The sequence below is a fragment of the Providencia sp. JUb39 genome, assembly GCF_012272845.1.
In the GTDB taxonomy this organism is placed as follows: Bacteria; Pseudomonadota; Gammaproteobacteria; order Enterobacterales; family Enterobacteriaceae; genus Providencia; species Providencia lanzhouensis.
In genome coordinates, this window is record NZ_JAAWXD020000001.1 from 2192529 (window position 1) to 2209328 (window position 16800).

A 16800-nucleotide genomic window follows, 5' to 3' on the forward strand; every position below is an offset into this window, starting at 1 on the left:
TCCCCTTTAATTTTCATGTCAGTTTGAAAAGCGACAGAATCATTTCTTCTATGCTACAATCTGCAAATTACTTTTTATTCTTACAGGAATTCCTAAATGAAAACCCATTTTCCAACTGAGCCAGACGTAAACGCATTAGCAGACGAAGTAACTTGTTTAAAAAATCTTGTTACTCATATGCTTAAAGCTATCGGTCAGGCTGATGCGGGTAAAATTTTGATCAAAATGCAACGCGAAGTCGCTTCGATGGAAGATGAGAAGCAAGCTGAGACTTACAAAAACATTTTAGAACAAATCAAGACTGGTTATCGCCAATAAGAGCTTTAGCGATAAATGCGATTCTAAGCGCTAACTCAAAACAGCGAACTAAAGTGCACAAAAACCTAAGTTTCGTTCACTAGGATCCTTTATCTTTGATCTCGAATTAAACCATTCTTTATTCATTTAGCTCCCCCTTCAGATCCCTATGAAGGGGGCTTTTTTTTGTCTAAAATCCTGCCTACTCATTACCCCAAAAACAAAAAACGCCACTCTTTCGAGTAGCGCTTTGACAAATACCCTGTCTGTCTACATAACGTGATAGGCGAACTTAAATTGGACCTAAATTCGTCATGACTGCGTAAACAATCGAGATAATCGAAATAATGACCCAGGTTAATACCAACGGCCAGATAAACTTCAGCCACTTGGTGTATGGGATTTTCGATGTCGCTAACACAGCCATCAAAATACCTGATGTTGGGTTAATACAGTTCACGACACCCTCGCCCATTAATACCGTTTGAACGGTAGTTTGACGGGTGATTTCTAACAGATCGCCCATCGGGGTGAAAATAGGCACTAAAACTGCCGCTTCACCGGAACCTGACGAAATAAAGAAGTGCATGATAGCAGCGGTACCGAACATAGAAAGCGCAGATAATGTTTTTGGTAATCCATCCATCAGAGAAATAATCGAATTCACGATGGTGTCTAAGATCATGCCATCCGCTAATACAATTGCGATGGCACGCGCCATGCCAACAATAAATGCCCCGCCGACCATACCTGCACAGCCTTTCAGGAAGCCAGTTGCAATATCATTCGGTGACATCCTATTCAGTACGCCCACCCCCACGCCTAAGATGATAAACATAGCCATCATCTCTTTCTCGCCCCAGCTCCACTCAATGGCACCGAAAATAAAGCCAATTAAACAGAATGCGGCATAGGATAATGTAATGACGTGACGTAAAGAGATTTTTGAGGTCTCAAATTGGCTGTCATCAATCTGTACTTCTGGACGCACCATCCCTTGGCGACGGCTTTTCTTCGCGTACAAAGTTAAAAAGATAATCCCTGCGATCACAAAGCTAATATAAACCACCGTGCGGAAGCCAAATGCTGATAGCAGCGGAACATCGGCTAAACCTTGAGATAACCCGACGGTCATCGGTGCCATTACCGAGGCGTTAAAACCGGAATAAGCCGCAACATAGACAATTGCTGCGCCAAACTTGTCATCCATTCCAACGGACTTCGCCACCAATAAACCTATTGGCACGAATGCAATTATCGAGTTCACCACAATCCCAGTGGTACCCAAAATGGAGAACACCACAAAGAAGATAGTGATCAACAAAAAGTCATTAAGCTTTTTACTGCGTGAAATATTACTCAGGACTTTATTGATTGCGCCAGTCGTTTCAAGCAGATGTAACGCGCCGCCAGTAAAGATAATCAAGAAAATGATCGGAGCCGCTTTAACTAGCCCGTCAGCAATCGATGTGAAAACCTGCCCTGGTAAAACGCCATGCTGTTCAGGTAAACGCTCATAACTCCCCGGAATGGTATAGGAGCTCTTAACTTGGGTTTCCACACCATCTTTGATAGTTGTGATAACTTTCGTTTCAGAGGCATACTGCCCCGCAGGAACGATCCAAGTCGCAACCGCTGCCGCGACAAGGATGAAAAAAAGCAATACATACGGGTTTATCCCATCAGAACGCTTTTTTTGTGGTGGTGGTGTTGTTGATGTTATTGCCATAGATTTATCCTGTTGGATTATTATTTGTTTTGTTAGTCATAATTACTGCGTAATGCGTTTTAACACATTGAAAAATTGCTGAGCGCGCTCAGTTAAAGAGGGAATTTCGAGGTACTCTTTGTCACTATGTTGATAGCCGCCAATTGGACCTAAACCGTCTACCGTTGGTGTCCCCACACCTGCGGTAAATGAGGCATCAGAACCACCGCCTGTAGAGACGTCTTCCAGAGTGATTGCCAGTTTGTCGGCTTCTTGTTTGATGATGTCGATAAGTTCAGCGCTTTGCGCCGTTTTTGCCATTGGTGGACGGTTGATCCCGCCGGTCAATGAAAGCTGAATACCGTCTAAAACAGGCTGGCTACACACTTCACGCACTTTCTTGTCGATTTCAATACCTTGCTGCTCAGAAGAGATCCGCACATCAATTTCTGCGCGAGCATTTGGCGCAACAGTATTGACGGATGTTCCACCAGTAATCAGACCCACGTTCACTGACAGCCCTTGATCGTGCTGAGAAAGTGCATGCAAGCTTTGGATTTTGAAAGCAAGTTCTTGGATAGCACTGATCCCTGCCTCGGGAGCAATACCGGAGTGAGACGCTTTCCCTTGAATGGTCAGAACATAGGTTCCCACACCGCGACGGGCGCTGACAATGGCGCCATTCGCACGCGCAGGCTCCATCACTAAGGCATAGCGTTTACCTTTTGCACATTCTTCGATGACCGGACGTGACGAAATAGAACCAATCTCTTCGTCGCAGTTCAGCAGCACTTCAATTTTTTTGTAGCGCTCATCGTTGGTGGCATAAAGCTGTTTGATCACCTGATACACCATGACATGGCTGCCTTTCATATCGATAACACCAGGACCATAGGCTCTGTCACCCTCAATACTAAATGGTCTTTCCGCTACCGTGCCTTTTGGAAATACAGTATCAAGATGCAGCAAAATCAAAATTTCAGGTGTGATAGATGGGTGATAAATACGATAGTTATTTCCCAATTTTTCATTTGGGATTATCTCAACTTCAAAGCCCATTGATTGGTAGCGTTCACACCAGAATGCAGCGTGATTATCAACACCCTCTTTATCATATGAACCGGATTCGGTATTAACCACTTGTTTTAATAAATCCAGCATCTCTGCTTCGTGTACTAAAAATTCATTGTGCATGTTGAGTTCCTATTATTTATTATTTTATGGCGAGATATTTCAATGAGGAAATTGGCTCCCGCACGATAAGATTTTTATTCCAAACAAAATGAAATGTTTATACTCATAGGCAATAATATTATCGATATATTCCATTTGATGCGTAAAACATAGCGCTATCTATGCACATTTTATGCATATACAACAACGGCGAGTAAAGCCAGATTTAACCCAAGGAGAAGAAACCCTATGATAATTCGACACTTACTTTGATTGAAAAGGATACTTTCGCACCATAACATAACAGATTAATAAATTACAAATAATTATTAATGCATAAATATGCTCTATTTTTTGATTTTTTCAAAAAGTAATAGTTACAGAAAGCAATTATAAAAATATATAAAATAAATATATTAATTATGGTAAATAATCTTCAGAAATTAATGGCAGGCTATTAATTTTAGCTAACCGTAAATATGCAATATTACACGTGGTATTTATTTTTTTATTCACATGATTTAACGCCAATAACGTGTATATATCTTTCTAACTTTATTTAGATTTAAATAACCCCAAAGGAGTATTTAGCCTATTTACTCAACATTTCCTCAATGAATAAGGATCAATACCTATAAAATAGTCGTAATTTTTAAACTGAGGGTTTAATGCCATTCAATCTGAGTGCCATTTTCTTTCAATATATTTATTTAACTCTCTCTAGCATAAAATACTAGGCACCTTTCATTTACTAGCACACTACTTTACTGGCACTATTTGCTGAAATAGTTAGATAAAATGATAAATCGAATACCGCGGGGATATAGGTAGGATGAGCAAATAAAAAAGGGAAACATGATGTTTCCCTTTCATTTTATCACATTAACATCATAGGCTATTTCAGATACTGGCCTGAACGTAATGCTTCAATACGTTTATCTAATGGTGGGTGAGATAAAAACAGTTCGCTAAATGCTTTACCACGACCATTGATACAAAATGCCATCAAACGCCCTTCTTCTTGCGGCTCATAGCTTGTTTTCAGGCGTTGCAGTGCAGCGATCATTTTCTCTCTACCGACTAATTTGGCAGAGCCTGCATCCGCGTGGAACTCACGGTAACGAGAGAACCACATCGTAATGATGCTCGCTAAAATACCAAACACGATTTCTAATACCATCGAAACGGCAAAATAAACCATTGGGTTACCATTGCTGCTTTCACTTTCATTGTCATTGTTGTTTGACATAAAGCCAGCCGCAACTTGCGCCAAAATACGTGAAATAAAGATAACGAAGGTATTCACAACACCTTGCAATAAGGTCATGGTAACCATATCACCGTTAGCAACATGGCTGATTTCATGGGCAATAACTGCTTCAGCTTCATCACGGCTCATGTTTTCCAATAAACCCGTACTTACCGCAACCAAAGAAGCATCACGGCGTGCCCCCGTTGCAAATGCGTTGATATCCGGTGCATGGTAAATTGCCACTTGTGGCATTTTGATACCGACTTGCTGGGACTGACGGCTAACAGTGTTAACTAACCACTGTTCCATCTCATTACGTGGATGTTCGATAACTTCACCACCAACAGACTTCAGCGCCATCCATTTGGACATGAGCAGCGACACAAATGCGCCACCGAAACCAAATAATGCCGCCATGATCAGCAGACCTTGAGCACTACTTCCACGTATCCCGGTTAAACTTAAAATAATCCCGAACACAAACATAACGGCTAAGTTTGTGAGCAAGAATAAAGCAATTCTCATCATTTTTTATAGGTTCCTTGGTCAAAACAAACATCACGACAAATTTACTTCATAAATAAGGTTTTTTCACACCATTTCAAGCCCATTAACAGGAAAAAGTCATAAAATAACATATCTTTACACATAGCAATAAAAAATGCCGTTTTAATAAACGGCATTTAAATGATAACGATAAGGCACTACGAGAAAATGATCAGCTCACTTTACCTTTAGTTGGTTTGCCTTTAGAAACTTTTGCGGTTGTTTTTGCTGCAGCTTTAGCTTTGTCGGCTTTTGCTTTATCCGCTTTTGCTTTGTCTGCTTTCTCTTTTGCTGCTTTGGTTTTGTCTTTCTCTGCCGCTTTAGCTTTGTCGGTTTTTTCCTTCACCGCTTTAGAGGTTTCCTTCTCTTTAGCCTTGGCTTTATCTGCTTTTTCTTTCACTGCTTTTGCAGATTCTTTGTCGGCAGCTTTCGCTTTGTCTGCTTTCTCTTTTACGGCTTTAGAGGTTTCTTTGTCAGCAGCTTTGGCTTTATCCGCTTTCTCTTTTACAGCTTTAGAGGTCTCTTTCTCTGTTGCTTTTGCCTTATCTTTCACCGCTTTCGATGTTTCTTTCTCAGCAGCTTTTGCCTTATCAGTTGCTTTTGATGCTTTATCTTTTGCAGTTTTACTCATGTTGTCACCTGTCTCTTTGATAGAATCTACCGCAGATGGTTTGCTGGACTGCTTTGCCACACCCGCCCCAATACCTGCACCAATACCTGCACTTTTATTGATTGAGTTTTTTAGCTCATTTGTACAGACTTGCTCTGAACGACTGGTTGTTCCGTCATTACAGATAAATTGCCCACCATCACAACGAGCAATTCCGCCTTTAGCGCCTGAACAAGGGTAGTTACTTGCATTCGCAGAACCCATTGACGACATCATGACCGCCATGACAGTTAATAAACCTACAGATAATTTACGCATTGCTTTGCCTCATTAATAAGGGATATTACTAACTGAAGTGTAGGATATTTTTGAAAAAGCGAAAGAAAACCTACTATTTTTTTAAACAAAAATTTAGGTTTAGTTGAGACTGAGGCTATAAATAAAATACTAAATACATTAAATCATTTCCAAATCAATAAATTACAAAATCAATAGATATAAAAAAGCCAGCTTACGCTGGCTCTAGAAAATACTTTTTATTTTTACTGCTTGGTACCAGAAAGCATCTTAGTGTTTTGATTCGAAAGGTCTATTGCCATTTTCACAGTTTCATCTAAATACGGATCTGGCGCTTCGTAATCTTTCGGTAAATCATCAATCGACTTCAATAGCGGTTTGCCCAGTTTTGCATTGCGTTCATTAATGCGTTTCAGTTTGGTCGCATCAATTTCATCATCTTCTTTCTGACGCTGAGCATAGTTCAGAGAAATCAGATTCTTAGTCGCTTTCAATGACTTGTAACGCGCAATATCTTCATCGATATATTTGAACTCAGGGTCAACACTGATACGGGCTAAATGCTTGGTTTTAATCGGAGATAAATCAGCGTTAATGTCCCCAGATTTAGTGTAATTCGCAGCCGGGATGCTATCCCAAGGCAATGCGTTATCTTCAAAGCTTTCACCTGTTTCTGCTGGGTCTTGCCCTGTTGGCATAACCACATCTGGAGTCACACCTTCACGCTGAGTACTTCCACCATTTACACGATAGAACTTCTGAATAGTATATTGCACTGAACCTAATGCTGGCCATTCTGGTTTAAGCATTTGGTCATAAACGCGGCTTAAACTTCTGTGCTGCTGTACCGTTCCTTTACCAAAAGTCGGTTCACCCACAATTAAAGCGCGACCATAATCTTGCATTGCTGCGGCAAAAATTTCTGATGCAGAAGCACTAAAACGATCAACCAGAACAACTAATGGGCCTTTATAATAGATAACATCATCGTCATCCGCATCTTGGCGAACTTGGCCATTGTTATCACGAACTTGAACAACTGGTCCTTTGTTAATAAACAGCCCAGATAATGCGACCGCTTCTGTTAATGCCCCACCGCCATTACCGCGTAGGTCAATAATCAGAGCCGAAACATTCTCTTTCGCCATTTTTTGCAGTTCAGTTTTGACATCATTAGTCAAACCGACATAGAAACCTGGAATATCTAATACGCCAACTTTCTCTTTACCTTGCTGTTTGATAGACAGTTTTACTGCTCTATCTTCCAATCGGATCTGTTCGCGAACAATTGTCACGATACGTGGCTTAGCACCCTTCGTATCTGAAACAACTTCTAAACGAACTTGGCTACCTTTTGGCCCTTTGATTAACGCGACGACGTCATCTAAACGCCAACCCACGACATCAACAATAGGTTTACCAACTTGACCAACACCAATGATTTTGTCGCCGACTTTTAATTCTTTGCTTTTAGCCGCAGGACCACCCGCAACTAAAGAATTAATTGTCGTATTATCATCATCTTGTTGTAATACAGCACCAATCCCTTCAAGGGATAAACTCATTTCTGAGTTAAATTGCTCTGTGCTACGAGGTGATAAATAACTGGTATGAGGGTCAATTTCACGAGCAAACGCATTCATGATTAATTGGAATACGTCTTCGCTTTGTGCCTGAGATAAGCGTTTCAATGCAAAATTGTAACGCTTAGTCAGTTTGTCTTTGATCTCTTTGTCATCTTTGCCCGTTAATTTCAAACTTAACCAATCATAGCGGACTTTTTGGTCCCATAAACGGTCTAGTTCTTCTTTATCCTTCGGCCAAGGTGCTTTAGTTCGATCAACCTCAATAGAATCCGTCGCGTTTAAATCAATCGGTTGATCTAAACGCGCGAGTGCATATTTGAAACGTTCAAAACGACGTTGCTGAGAAAGGTTATACAGGTCATAGAACTTATCTAACTTGCCATCTTCAAGCCATTCACCCGTTTTTGCTTTATCTTTTGCATACTGGTCAACATCGGATTGAAGTAAAACATTATGTCCGTAATCAATCATATTGAGATAACGGTCAAATATTTTCCCAGAAAACTCTTTGTCTAAATCGAATTGACGATAGTGAGAGCGCGTAAAACGCGATGTCACACGCTCACTCACGGTTCCGTGCTGTGTATTCTGCTTTAAAAGAGGTAACTGAGCAGCAGTGACCGGAGTCACTGCCTGAGTATTAGCTATTGCAGTGCCGAAAGTCGCGAGACTCACAACAAATGCAACTTTGAGTAATTTGTTCATGACCTGAGTGACCTCCGTATCAGAACTTTAAATGTTCCGCGCGCACAATCATTGCCAGACCAGATGGCAATTGAACCCTAACACCATCTTTGGCAATTTCCAGCACAGAGGCGTCCATCATACTGCTACCCACTTTCACTTTCAGAGTCTGACCGACTTTCAGTGTGTTGATATCAGTAACTGATTTCAAATTCTCTTCAGCTGGATTGCTACGAGGTTTTTTCGGAGCTGTATTTTGTGGGCGTTCTTTTTTGTCTGATGGACGGCGACGAGATGAGTTCTCTTTGTTCGCATCATTTTGACGAGGTGCTTTGTCACTAGGCTTTTTCGCAGCAGGACGCTTTTGCGTTTTTTGTTGCTCTGCGCGTTGGGCTTGGACTCTCGCTTTCGCTTCAGCTAATTGTTGACGCGCATGGGCAATGTGCTCTGCATCTAATTCACCGCAGTCATCTCCATTTAAGTCAACACGTTTTGCGCCTTCTTTAACACCGTAAAGGTAACGCCAGCTAGAGGTATACATGCGTAACGCAGAACGTAATTGCGTTTTGCTGATACCATCTTCTTCGGTCAAGTTCCCTACGATATCTTGAAAAATTCCGACTTTAAGCGGACGTGCTTCGCCTTCAGCGATAAAACAGCGTGGAAAACGCTCTGCCAAAAATGCGATAACTTCTTTACTACTATTCAACTTAGGTTGATTTTCCATGAAATTTCCTGATAACAACGATTTTGCCAACCTCACGGGCATGAACAAGCGGACATTATAATCGTGTTGCTGACAATTGCCACGTTCCTATTGATTTTACATACCAATAATTAATAATATTTTGGTATAGAACACATCGCCAAGTGCTGGCATAACTGGTCTGTAAGGTATTGAAGCCCTTTTTCATCTTCTTCATCGAATTGGCCGATATTTGGGCTATCGATGTCTAAAACCCCAATTATCTTGCCATTTACACACAGAGGGAAGACGATTTCCGAGTTACTTGCCGCATCACACGCGATGTGACCTGGAAAAGCATGCACATCTTCCACACGCTGAACTTGCACTTCGGAAAATGCAGCACCACAGACGCCTTTATCGAACGGGATCCGTACACAAGCGACTTTACCTTGGAATGGACCAAGAACCAGTTCATTTCCATCACTCAAGTAAAAACCAACCCAGTTAATACCGGATAAATGTTCAAATAATAACGCACTGCTATTTGCCAAACTGGCAATTAAATCATACTCTCCAGCGATAAGTGCAGATAAACTATCTGAAAGTTCGTGATAATACTTCTTTTTATCCATATTTATTTTCAGTTATACGTAAACAAGTAAAAAAATATTAGTAAGCGTAGACCGTAGGTTAGCAAGTTGTCACTTTTACGTAAATTTTTTTACACTAGATTACAAGCAAATTAATTCATACAATCAATATATATGACCCACATTAATCATACTGCCATGAATTTGCAACGTTGTTGCCATTGTAACCAAAAAATAGTGACTCCGCCCTTTCAACCGCGGCAAGTCATTGTTTGCCCAAGATGTTCTAGTCAATTAAATGATGGGCGTTCATGGTCACTTCGTCGTCTTGCACTATTATCTATCACTTTATTGCTTCTTGCGCCCATCGCTTTTTGGCAGCCATTGATTTCTATTCATCTGTTTGGCACCCAAATCAATGCTAACGTGCTTGATGGCGTCCGCTTAATTAGCGAGCAAGGTGACCCTTTTACCGCCAGTATTGTGGCTTTTTGTGCGATAGCTGCGCCGCTACTTTTGCCTATTTCTATTTTATCTTTGGTATTAGCACGTTATCTGGCCATTAACATGCGCCCCATTTTACTGATGATGAAGCATCTCAAAGAGTGGGTTATGCTGGATGTCTATCTTGTCGGTTTGGGTATCGCCGCGATTAAAATGCAAGATTACGCGACGGTTTATGTCGGGCATGGGTTGATTGCGTTTAGTACTATGTCTGTGATTAGTATTATTATTTTAATCCACATTAATCTCGATGAACTGTGGCGACGGCTTTATCCTTTAGAAGAAAATACAGATACTCCTCATGCAGAAACCTGCCTAGCTTGCCATTTTACTGGCGAACCCAATAAGAAAGGCAAATGTCAGCGCTGCCACCGCCCACTTCACCATCGTGAACCCTTGAGCTTACAAAAAACATGGGCCGCACTGATTGCCGCCATGGTGCTGCTAATCCCTGCTAACCTACTGCCCATTTCGACGTTTTATTTAAATGGTCGACGTCTAGAAGACACAATTTATTCTGGGGTCGTTTCCTTAATTGACTCAGGAAACTGGCCGATTGCCATTATTGTTTTTATTGCCAGTATTTTGGTGCCCTTCGTGAAGATTGTCATCATGATACTGTTACTATTTTCAATTCAATTTAAAAGCCATACAGACCCCGTGTTACGGATGAAATTACTGAAATTCGTTTCATGGATTGGGCGCTGGTCGATGTTAGATTTATTCGTCATCTCCTTGATGATGACCTTAGTTAATCGCGATATGCTAATGTCATTTACTATGGGGCCTGCGGCTTTATATTTTGGTACCGCTGTTATTTTAACTATCCTTGCTGTTGAGTGGTTAGACAGTCGATTAATATGGGATTCTTATGGAAAATCAAAACCATCAAAGTGAAGCTTCGGATGAAGTTTCGGAGGCTATCAGCCGTAAAAGGACGACAATTTCGCCCTTTTGGCTGCTTCCCATCATCGCGATCATGATCGCAGGCTGGCTGCTATTCCAACAATGGGTGGAACGTGGCACTCAAATTACCATTCAATTTTCATCTGCCTCTGGCGTTGTTGCTGGTCGAACGCCAATTCGCTACCAAGGTGTGGATGTTGGTATGGTGCAAACCGTTTCTATTAGTAGCGATATGAAAAGCGTAATTGTCACTGCCAATGTGAATAAAGACATGCGCTCTGCTCTCACTTCAGGAACGCGTTTTTGGCTGGTAACACCTAAGGCCTCTTTAGCCGGTGTATCAGGCTTAGATGCTCTGGTAGGTGGGAACTATATTGGTATGCAGCCAAGCACTGGCTCGCCAAAATCACAATTTGTGGCGCTTGATACACCACCTCAAAGAAACTTAAACGAAGGTGAATTACTCATTTACCTTACCGCGAAAGATTTAGGCGCATTAAACGAAAACTCTCCTGTTTATTACCGTAAAGTTCCGGTCGGTTATATTTCTGATTATTCCTTATTACCTGAAAATAAAGGTGTATCCATCGCGGTTATTATTAAAAAACGCTACGTAAATCTCGTACGCTCGGATAGCCAATTTTGGAATATCTCTGGTATTGAGGGTGGATTTGACCTAAATACTGGCGCCAGTATCAAAATGGAAAGCCTTTCGGCGGTGATCAATGGCGCAGTCGCATTTGATTCCCCAGAAAACAGCCTGCCAGCGCAAACAGGGCAACAATATGAATTGCAGCCGAGTAAAGAAGATGTCAAACCACTTGATCAGCAAGGTAATATAGACTTGCAACTTACCCTCACCGCATTGGATACCTTTGGAGTGAATGTAGGACAACCTGTTATCTACCGCGGAATAAAAATCGGTGAAGTGTTACAACGTCACTTAACGGATGACAATGTTCAGTTCCAAATTGCTGTGTTTAATGAATTTAAACATTTGGTTAAACAGGACAGTAAATTTGTCGCCAATAGTCGTGTCGATGTACAGTTAGGTATGAGTGGATTGCAATTCCAAGGCGCAACACCTCAAGAATGGCTGGAAGGTGGCTTACATATCATTCCAGGAAAAGGGAAAGATACATTACCAGAGTCATTCCCGTTATATCGTACCGATGAAAATGCCAAAGCGGGTATTTTAGGCTCCGCGCTACCGACCACCATTACGCTAAACACCAATACCCTTCCCGACATCCAACAAGGCTCAGTGGTGTTATATCGTCAATTTGAAGTCGGTAAAATTGTGTCAATTAAACCAAACAATGACGGCTTTGCAGTGAATGTGTATATCTCAGGTCAATACCGTAACTTATTGACCCCACAAAGCGTATTCTGGGCTGAAGGTGGCGCTAAAGTTCAGTTAAATGCTGGAGGTTTAACGGTTCAAGCTTCCCCGCTCAGCCGTGCTTTTAGTGGTGCAATTAGCTTTGACAATATTCAAACTGGCTCATTAGATACTTCACGTCAACATACACTTTATCCATCAGAAACGGCGGCAAAAGCGATTGGTAGTGCGGTGACGCTGACAACCTTTGATGCGTCTAAGCTATCGGAAGGCATGCCTATTCGTTATTTAGGTATTAACATCGGACAAATCGAATCTCTGAAGCTGTCTGCGGATAACCGCGAAGTGAAAGCGAAAGCGATTCTGTATCCTGAATATGTGGAAAACTTCACCAAAATTGGCAGCCGTTTCGCCATTGTGACCCCTGAACTTTCGCCATCGGGGGTTAACAACCTCGATACGCTGATCCAACCTTATATCAGTGCAGAGCCAGGGCGCAGTAATAAGAGCCGTTTCCAATTTGAATTGCAAACTGCCAACATTACAGACTCCCGTTATCTCGATGGTTTAACCGTTATTCTTGATGCCAGTGAAGCGGGTTCTATCCAGGTGGGAACGCCAATTCTGTTTAGAGGATTAGAAATCGGAACCGTAACGGGGCTTTATTTGGGAGAGCTTTCCGATCGCGTTTATGTTGCAACACGCATAGGTAAAGAATACCAATATCTGATCCGCGATAATACCCAGTTCTGGTTATCTTCCGGTTACAATCTCGCCTTTGGTTTAACAGGCGGCGTAGTGAAAAGCGGTACATTCAAGCAGTTTGTTCGTGGTGGAATCTCACTGGCAACCCCGCCAACAGTGCCTCTGGCACCTAAAGCCAAGCCTGATCAGCATTTCATTCTGAAATTAGAGCCACCTGCGGACTGGTTAGACTGGGGAACCCCTATCCCCAAAAAATAATCCCTCACAAGGCGTCATGTTTCACAGCATGACGCCTTTTTTATTTCCCACCGCTAAAAATATATTTTGGAAATGAATTCCATTTATACTATGCTTAACTTCGTTGGACTGATTTTTTATTGTAAAAATAAATAGTAAAGAGGAAACGTTATGAGCATAGTTAAATTGAAAATCTCTTCCTATGAAATCAATGATGCAGTCATGGCTGATAAGCGTAGTGATACTGTGAGTATTCCTTGCGATTCCGATTCTGAGTTTTGTATGCAATTGGATGGTTGGGATGAACACACGAGTATCCCTGCGACACTGGATGAAAAACCGGTTCTGCTCTATCGCCAGCGTTATGATAAAGAAAATCATCATTGGCTAATGAGAATTGCTTGATGAAGATGGTGGTATTCAATAGAACAGTTAGATGGGAAATAACACAAAAAAAGAGGCCTGGTAGATTCCGATTACCGGGCCTTGGGAAATGGCTCTGGCAGAGCCGTGCGCTAAAATTGCCATTGAGACGTAACAAAGTACTCCCTAATACTAGCGTTCAGCTTACGTTCTTACCACTTAAATTAGCAATTAATTTACATATTTTTAACACAATTTATTGCTTAATTTTCTAAGATTGAGCTATTTGCATGATAAGTTAAACCTATCTAAGCAATCAGCAAAATCTTTCAATTGCCATCTCCTTGATATTTCTAGCTAAAGGCTAACTAAATCCTATTTACTCTCACACAGTTTCTCGGCGGCTTGCTTCAGCGGTAATACTCGCTCTTCAACTGATTTAGTGGTTTCGATAGGCGCTAATAGCACATCAATCGGTTGTGCTTGGATCTCTTTCTTTTCCATTTGCGCCGTTGCAATATCATTCAATGGATGCTGCATTAACGTAGATGGGTTGATGACCACCAATGCGCCATTAGCTCGACACTCTAACATCACTTCTTCACGCTTTAGCGGCCAATCGTCGCCAAACTGTTTTTTACTGACACTCGCCAATGGCGCAGCTATCGCCGTACTGAATGTTCCTCCCAGTACTAACGCACAAATTATGAATTTGAATTTCATTTAAAATGACCTTGTCAAAGGGGGTTATGCAAAGATATGCGCCATTATACAGGTTGATAGGTAGCAAAAATAGCCACTGCAAGGATGGCAATAGTACCAAGCAGCAATTCAGCCCAACTATTTATAATCAAATAATTAATCTGCCCTTGCTGTTGAAGACGTGGTACCACCCAATAACGATTCGTTAATGCCAATAGCACCATCAACCCAACTAACGCAATTTTTAGCCATAGCCAAGATTGGTATTCGGAAAGTGTTGAGGTAAATGGCCAGCTCGGCAATAAAATCAGGCTATTAATAATTCCCGTTATTAGCACACAAATCACGGCAATATGCCCTAATTGCGAGTAACGCTTCATTGATACAACAATTTGCGTTTCTAGCCCTGCTTTTAACTGTTCTTTACTACGTAAAAATTGAATACAAATAAGGAAAGGCCACAAGCCCCCAAACCAATACGCACAACTAATTAAATGAATGAATTGATTAGTTTGATGAGCAATTCCCAGCCACCCTTCATGCATCGCCGCATGACCAATAAAGGCATGCAGACCCAGAATAATGACGGAGAAACCAAGAATGAGATAAAGTTTTAAGGTGATCGGGCGTATAAATAAAACGGCAAACAAGCCGACAGCACTGAGGATTTCCCAACGCCAGATTTGACCAAAGGTAGTGCCAAGTACGCCTTGCCAAATATCCATATTCAACGCATCTTCCCAGCCATCGCCCATCAAACCAGATTGTGCAATCATCCAGCAAAATGTGGTGATGATAGTAATAACTGCGCTAAATATAATGCTTTTTTTCAGTGCATCTTGGAGTAGTACGCGAAATTGCCCATGGGACACTATCACCGCAAACATTGACATTCCACACATCAACATTGCGGCGATAAAATGAGCAAATCGCGTTAAGGTATAAAATGCTTCCAGTGACATATTATTTCACAGTGAAGCTATAGTTCCCTTTGGTTTTGTGCCCATCAACAGAGACAACGCTCCATTGAACATCGTACTTACCTGCTGCTAATTTGCTTTCAACAGGAATAATAACTTTGGTGTTATTGCTAGGATCTAACGCGGCTTTACCCGTTTTGACTACTTGTTTGTTCTCATCCGTTACATTGACCTTAGTAAAGTTAACTTCAATGCCTTCAGAAAAGTTTAATGTGATAGCTTCTGGAGCCTGTTCTAATGCCGCGCCCTCAGCAGGTAATTGATCTTTAAGATGCGCATGAGCAAATGCTTGCTGGAATGACATACCTAAGAACAGTACAGCGACCGCACTTAATTTACGCCAAGAAGATTTTATTTGGTTGATTGGCATAGTAACCTCTTAATTTGCAGGTGAATTTAGATATATTGCCAATCATTATACGGAAAATAATACGATACGCAGCGATAAAATCAGATTTTATCATTCAGCTTGTGAGGCTTGGCACAAAAATGCGAATAAAACTCACTCGCCAAAATAGAACAAGCGCCATTCATCTCTGAATTGGCGCTTGATAAATAACCCGAAAATCGAGTTATTGAAAAGAATGATTAAACGTGTGCCGCTGCCGCTAAACCTTTCAGATCTTTATCCAACAGGAATAATGATTTACCAGACTCACCCACCATGCCCAGTTTATCCAGTACAGATTTGAACAGTTTCTCTTCTTCATGCTGCTCTGCAACATACCATTGCAGGAAGTTGAATGTTGAGTAATCTTGGGTGGTCATGGCTAAATGCGCAAGTTTATTGATTTCTGAAGTAATTAATTGCTCATGCTCATACGTTTTATTGAACACATCAGCGATAGAATCAAAATTTTCTGGTGGTGCAGCAATCGCGCCTAAACGTGGTAATGCACCTGTATCGCTAAGGTAATTAAATAAACGCTGCATATGCTCCATTTCTTCTTGTGAGTGAGCTTTCAAAAATGCAGCTGCACCTTCAAAACCTTTATCACTACACCAAGCACTCATTTGCAAATACAGATTAGCGGAGAAAAACTCAAGATTCAGTTGTTTATTTAACGCTTCAATCATGTCAGCTTTTAACATATCTTTACCTTAATGATGATGATTTTATGAAGTTATATCCCACAGTAACATAATAAATGCATTCAGAAAACATTCTTCCCATAAATATTAATTTATTGATTAACAATAACTTTTTGTAAAAATAACACGAATCAGTCGCATTAGCTTTTATTCATCATAATAATCCTAATTGCTTACTATTATCATGTTTGAATTTAATTTTATTCGCTAACCATCTCACTATTTCATCAAGATTTTTTGAACTTCAATTGCTACAATTCATGCTGATGTTGTTAACCGTTAGGATTTGAAATGAGCCACAATCTTGCCACCCTCCCAAAAGAAGAGATGGACAAAATTAACGTTGACCTGCTGGCTTCCGGTGTTGCTTTTAAGGAACGTTATAATATTCCCATTATTCCTGATGCCATCGAACGTGAGCAACCAGAACATTTGCGAGATTATTTTCGTGAAAGACTGGTCCACTATCGCCAGTTATCGATGAATTTCGCTCGCATGCCCTACGAGCCAAGAAATCGCTAAGAATGGAATTTTAGAC

The 16800-nt window shown here is 41.1% G+C and carries 16 protein-coding genes; 5 read left to right on the plus strand and 11 right to left on the minus strand.

All coding sequences use genetic code 11. The annotated features are described in order from the left end of the window. Positions 1 to 96: 96 nt before the first annotated feature. Positions 97 to 318: a DUF2594 family protein gene (locus HFU86_RS10030; RefSeq protein WP_036954881.1), complete on the plus strand. Its 222-nt coding sequence runs from the start codon at positions 97 to 99 to the stop codon at positions 316 to 318. Between the two features lie 271 nt (positions 319 to 589). Here HFU86_RS10030 and HFU86_RS10035 read toward each other — a convergent pair whose 3' ends face one another. The 7 genes from HFU86_RS10035 to HFU86_RS10065 all read right to left on the minus strand — a co-directional run bounded on the left by HFU86_RS10035 (position 590) and on the right by HFU86_RS10065 (position 9473). Next, positions 590 to 2026, minus strand: a complete 1437-nt coding sequence (locus tag HFU86_RS10035; protein WP_036954877.1) for a YfcC family protein — start codon at positions 2024 to 2026, stop codon at positions 590 to 592. A 42-nt stretch (positions 2027 to 2068) separates the two neighbouring features. Then, positions 2069 to 3199, minus strand: a complete 1131-nt coding sequence (locus HFU86_RS10040) for a M20 family metallopeptidase (RefSeq protein ID WP_187129162.1) — start codon at positions 3197 to 3199, stop codon at positions 2069 to 2071. Positions 3200 to 4073: 874 nt separating this feature from the next. After that, positions 4074 to 4958 carry a protease HtpX gene (gene htpX, locus HFU86_RS10045; protein ID WP_036954871.1) on the minus strand — a complete coding sequence of 295 codons (885 nt, stop codon included), beginning with the start codon at positions 4956 to 4958 and terminating at the stop codon, positions 4074 to 4076. Positions 4959 to 5148: 190 nt separating this feature from the next. After that, positions 5149 to 5904 carry a cell envelope biogenesis protein TolA gene (locus HFU86_RS10050; RefSeq protein ID WP_187129163.1) on the minus strand — a complete coding sequence of 252 codons (756 nt, stop codon included), beginning with the start codon at positions 5902 to 5904 and terminating at the stop codon, positions 5149 to 5151. Between the two features lie 224 nt (positions 5905 to 6128). Further along, entirely contained in the window at positions 6129 to 8174 is a 2046-nt protein-coding gene (prc, locus tag HFU86_RS10055; protein WP_132496031.1) for a carboxy terminal-processing peptidase, read from the minus strand. Between the two features lie 19 nt (positions 8175 to 8193). Continuing rightward, positions 8194 to 8880 (minus strand): RNA chaperone ProQ, encoded by a 687-nt coding sequence (gene proQ, locus HFU86_RS10060; RefSeq protein ID WP_036954864.1) that lies wholly within the window; start codon positions 8878 to 8880, stop codon positions 8194 to 8196. Positions 8881 to 8990: 110 nt separating this feature from the next. Continuing rightward, on the minus strand, positions 8991 to 9473 hold the full coding sequence (locus HFU86_RS10065) for a GAF domain-containing protein (RefSeq protein ID WP_187129164.1): 483 nt from the start codon (positions 9471 to 9473) through the stop codon (positions 8991 to 8993). 132 nt (positions 9474 to 9605) lie between these two features. On the opposite strand from HFU86_RS10065, the gene yebS reads away from it, so the two are divergent. The 3 genes from yebS to HFU86_RS10080 all read left to right on the plus strand — a co-directional run bounded on the left by yebS (position 9606) and on the right by HFU86_RS10080 (position 13530). Further along, positions 9606 to 10832, plus strand: a complete 1227-nt coding sequence (gene yebS / locus HFU86_RS10070; protein ID WP_187129165.1) for a membrane integrity lipid transport subunit YebS — start codon at positions 9606 to 9608, stop codon at positions 10830 to 10832. Further along, entirely contained in the window at positions 10807 to 13146 is a 2340-nt protein-coding gene (locus HFU86_RS10075; protein ID WP_132496035.1) for an MlaD family protein, read from the plus strand. Before yebS ends, HFU86_RS10075 begins: the two co-directional genes overlap by 26 nt. Before the next feature lie 150 nt (positions 13147 to 13296). Continuing rightward, on the plus strand, positions 13297 to 13530 hold the full coding sequence (locus HFU86_RS10080) for a DUF1480 family protein (protein ID WP_036954855.1): 234 nt from the start codon (positions 13297 to 13299) through the stop codon (positions 13528 to 13530). 333 nt (positions 13531 to 13863) lie between these two features. Here HFU86_RS10080 and HFU86_RS10085 read toward each other — a convergent pair whose 3' ends face one another. From HFU86_RS10085 to ftnA, 4 genes are all read right to left on the minus strand, one after another. Continuing rightward, positions 13864 to 14211, minus strand: coding sequence for a DUF2511 domain-containing protein (locus HFU86_RS10085; protein WP_036954847.1), 348 nt, complete (start codon positions 14209 to 14211; stop codon positions 13864 to 13866). 44 nt (positions 14212 to 14255) lie between these two features. Beyond that, entirely contained in the window at positions 14256 to 15152 is an 897-nt protein-coding gene (gene copD / locus HFU86_RS10090; protein WP_132496036.1) for a copper homeostasis membrane protein CopD, read from the minus strand. 1 nt (position 15153) lies between these two features. Next, on the minus strand, positions 15154 to 15540 hold the full coding sequence (gene copC / locus HFU86_RS10095; RefSeq protein WP_108478055.1) for a copper homeostasis periplasmic binding protein CopC: 387 nt from the start codon (positions 15538 to 15540) through the stop codon (positions 15154 to 15156). Between the two features lie 218 nt (positions 15541 to 15758). Continuing rightward, positions 15759 to 16262: a non-heme ferritin gene (gene ftnA / locus HFU86_RS10100; RefSeq protein WP_006658792.1), complete on the minus strand. Its 504-nt coding sequence runs from the start codon at positions 16260 to 16262 to the stop codon at positions 15759 to 15761. Between the two features lie 291 nt (positions 16263 to 16553). Here ftnA and HFU86_RS10105 point away from each other — a divergent pair, with 291 nt between their 5' ends. Continuing rightward, complete coding sequence (locus tag HFU86_RS10105) at positions 16554 to 16784, plus strand: DNA polymerase III subunit theta (protein WP_036954833.1); 231 nt, start codon at positions 16554 to 16556, stop codon at positions 16782 to 16784. Positions 16785 to 16800 lie beyond the last annotated feature (16 nt).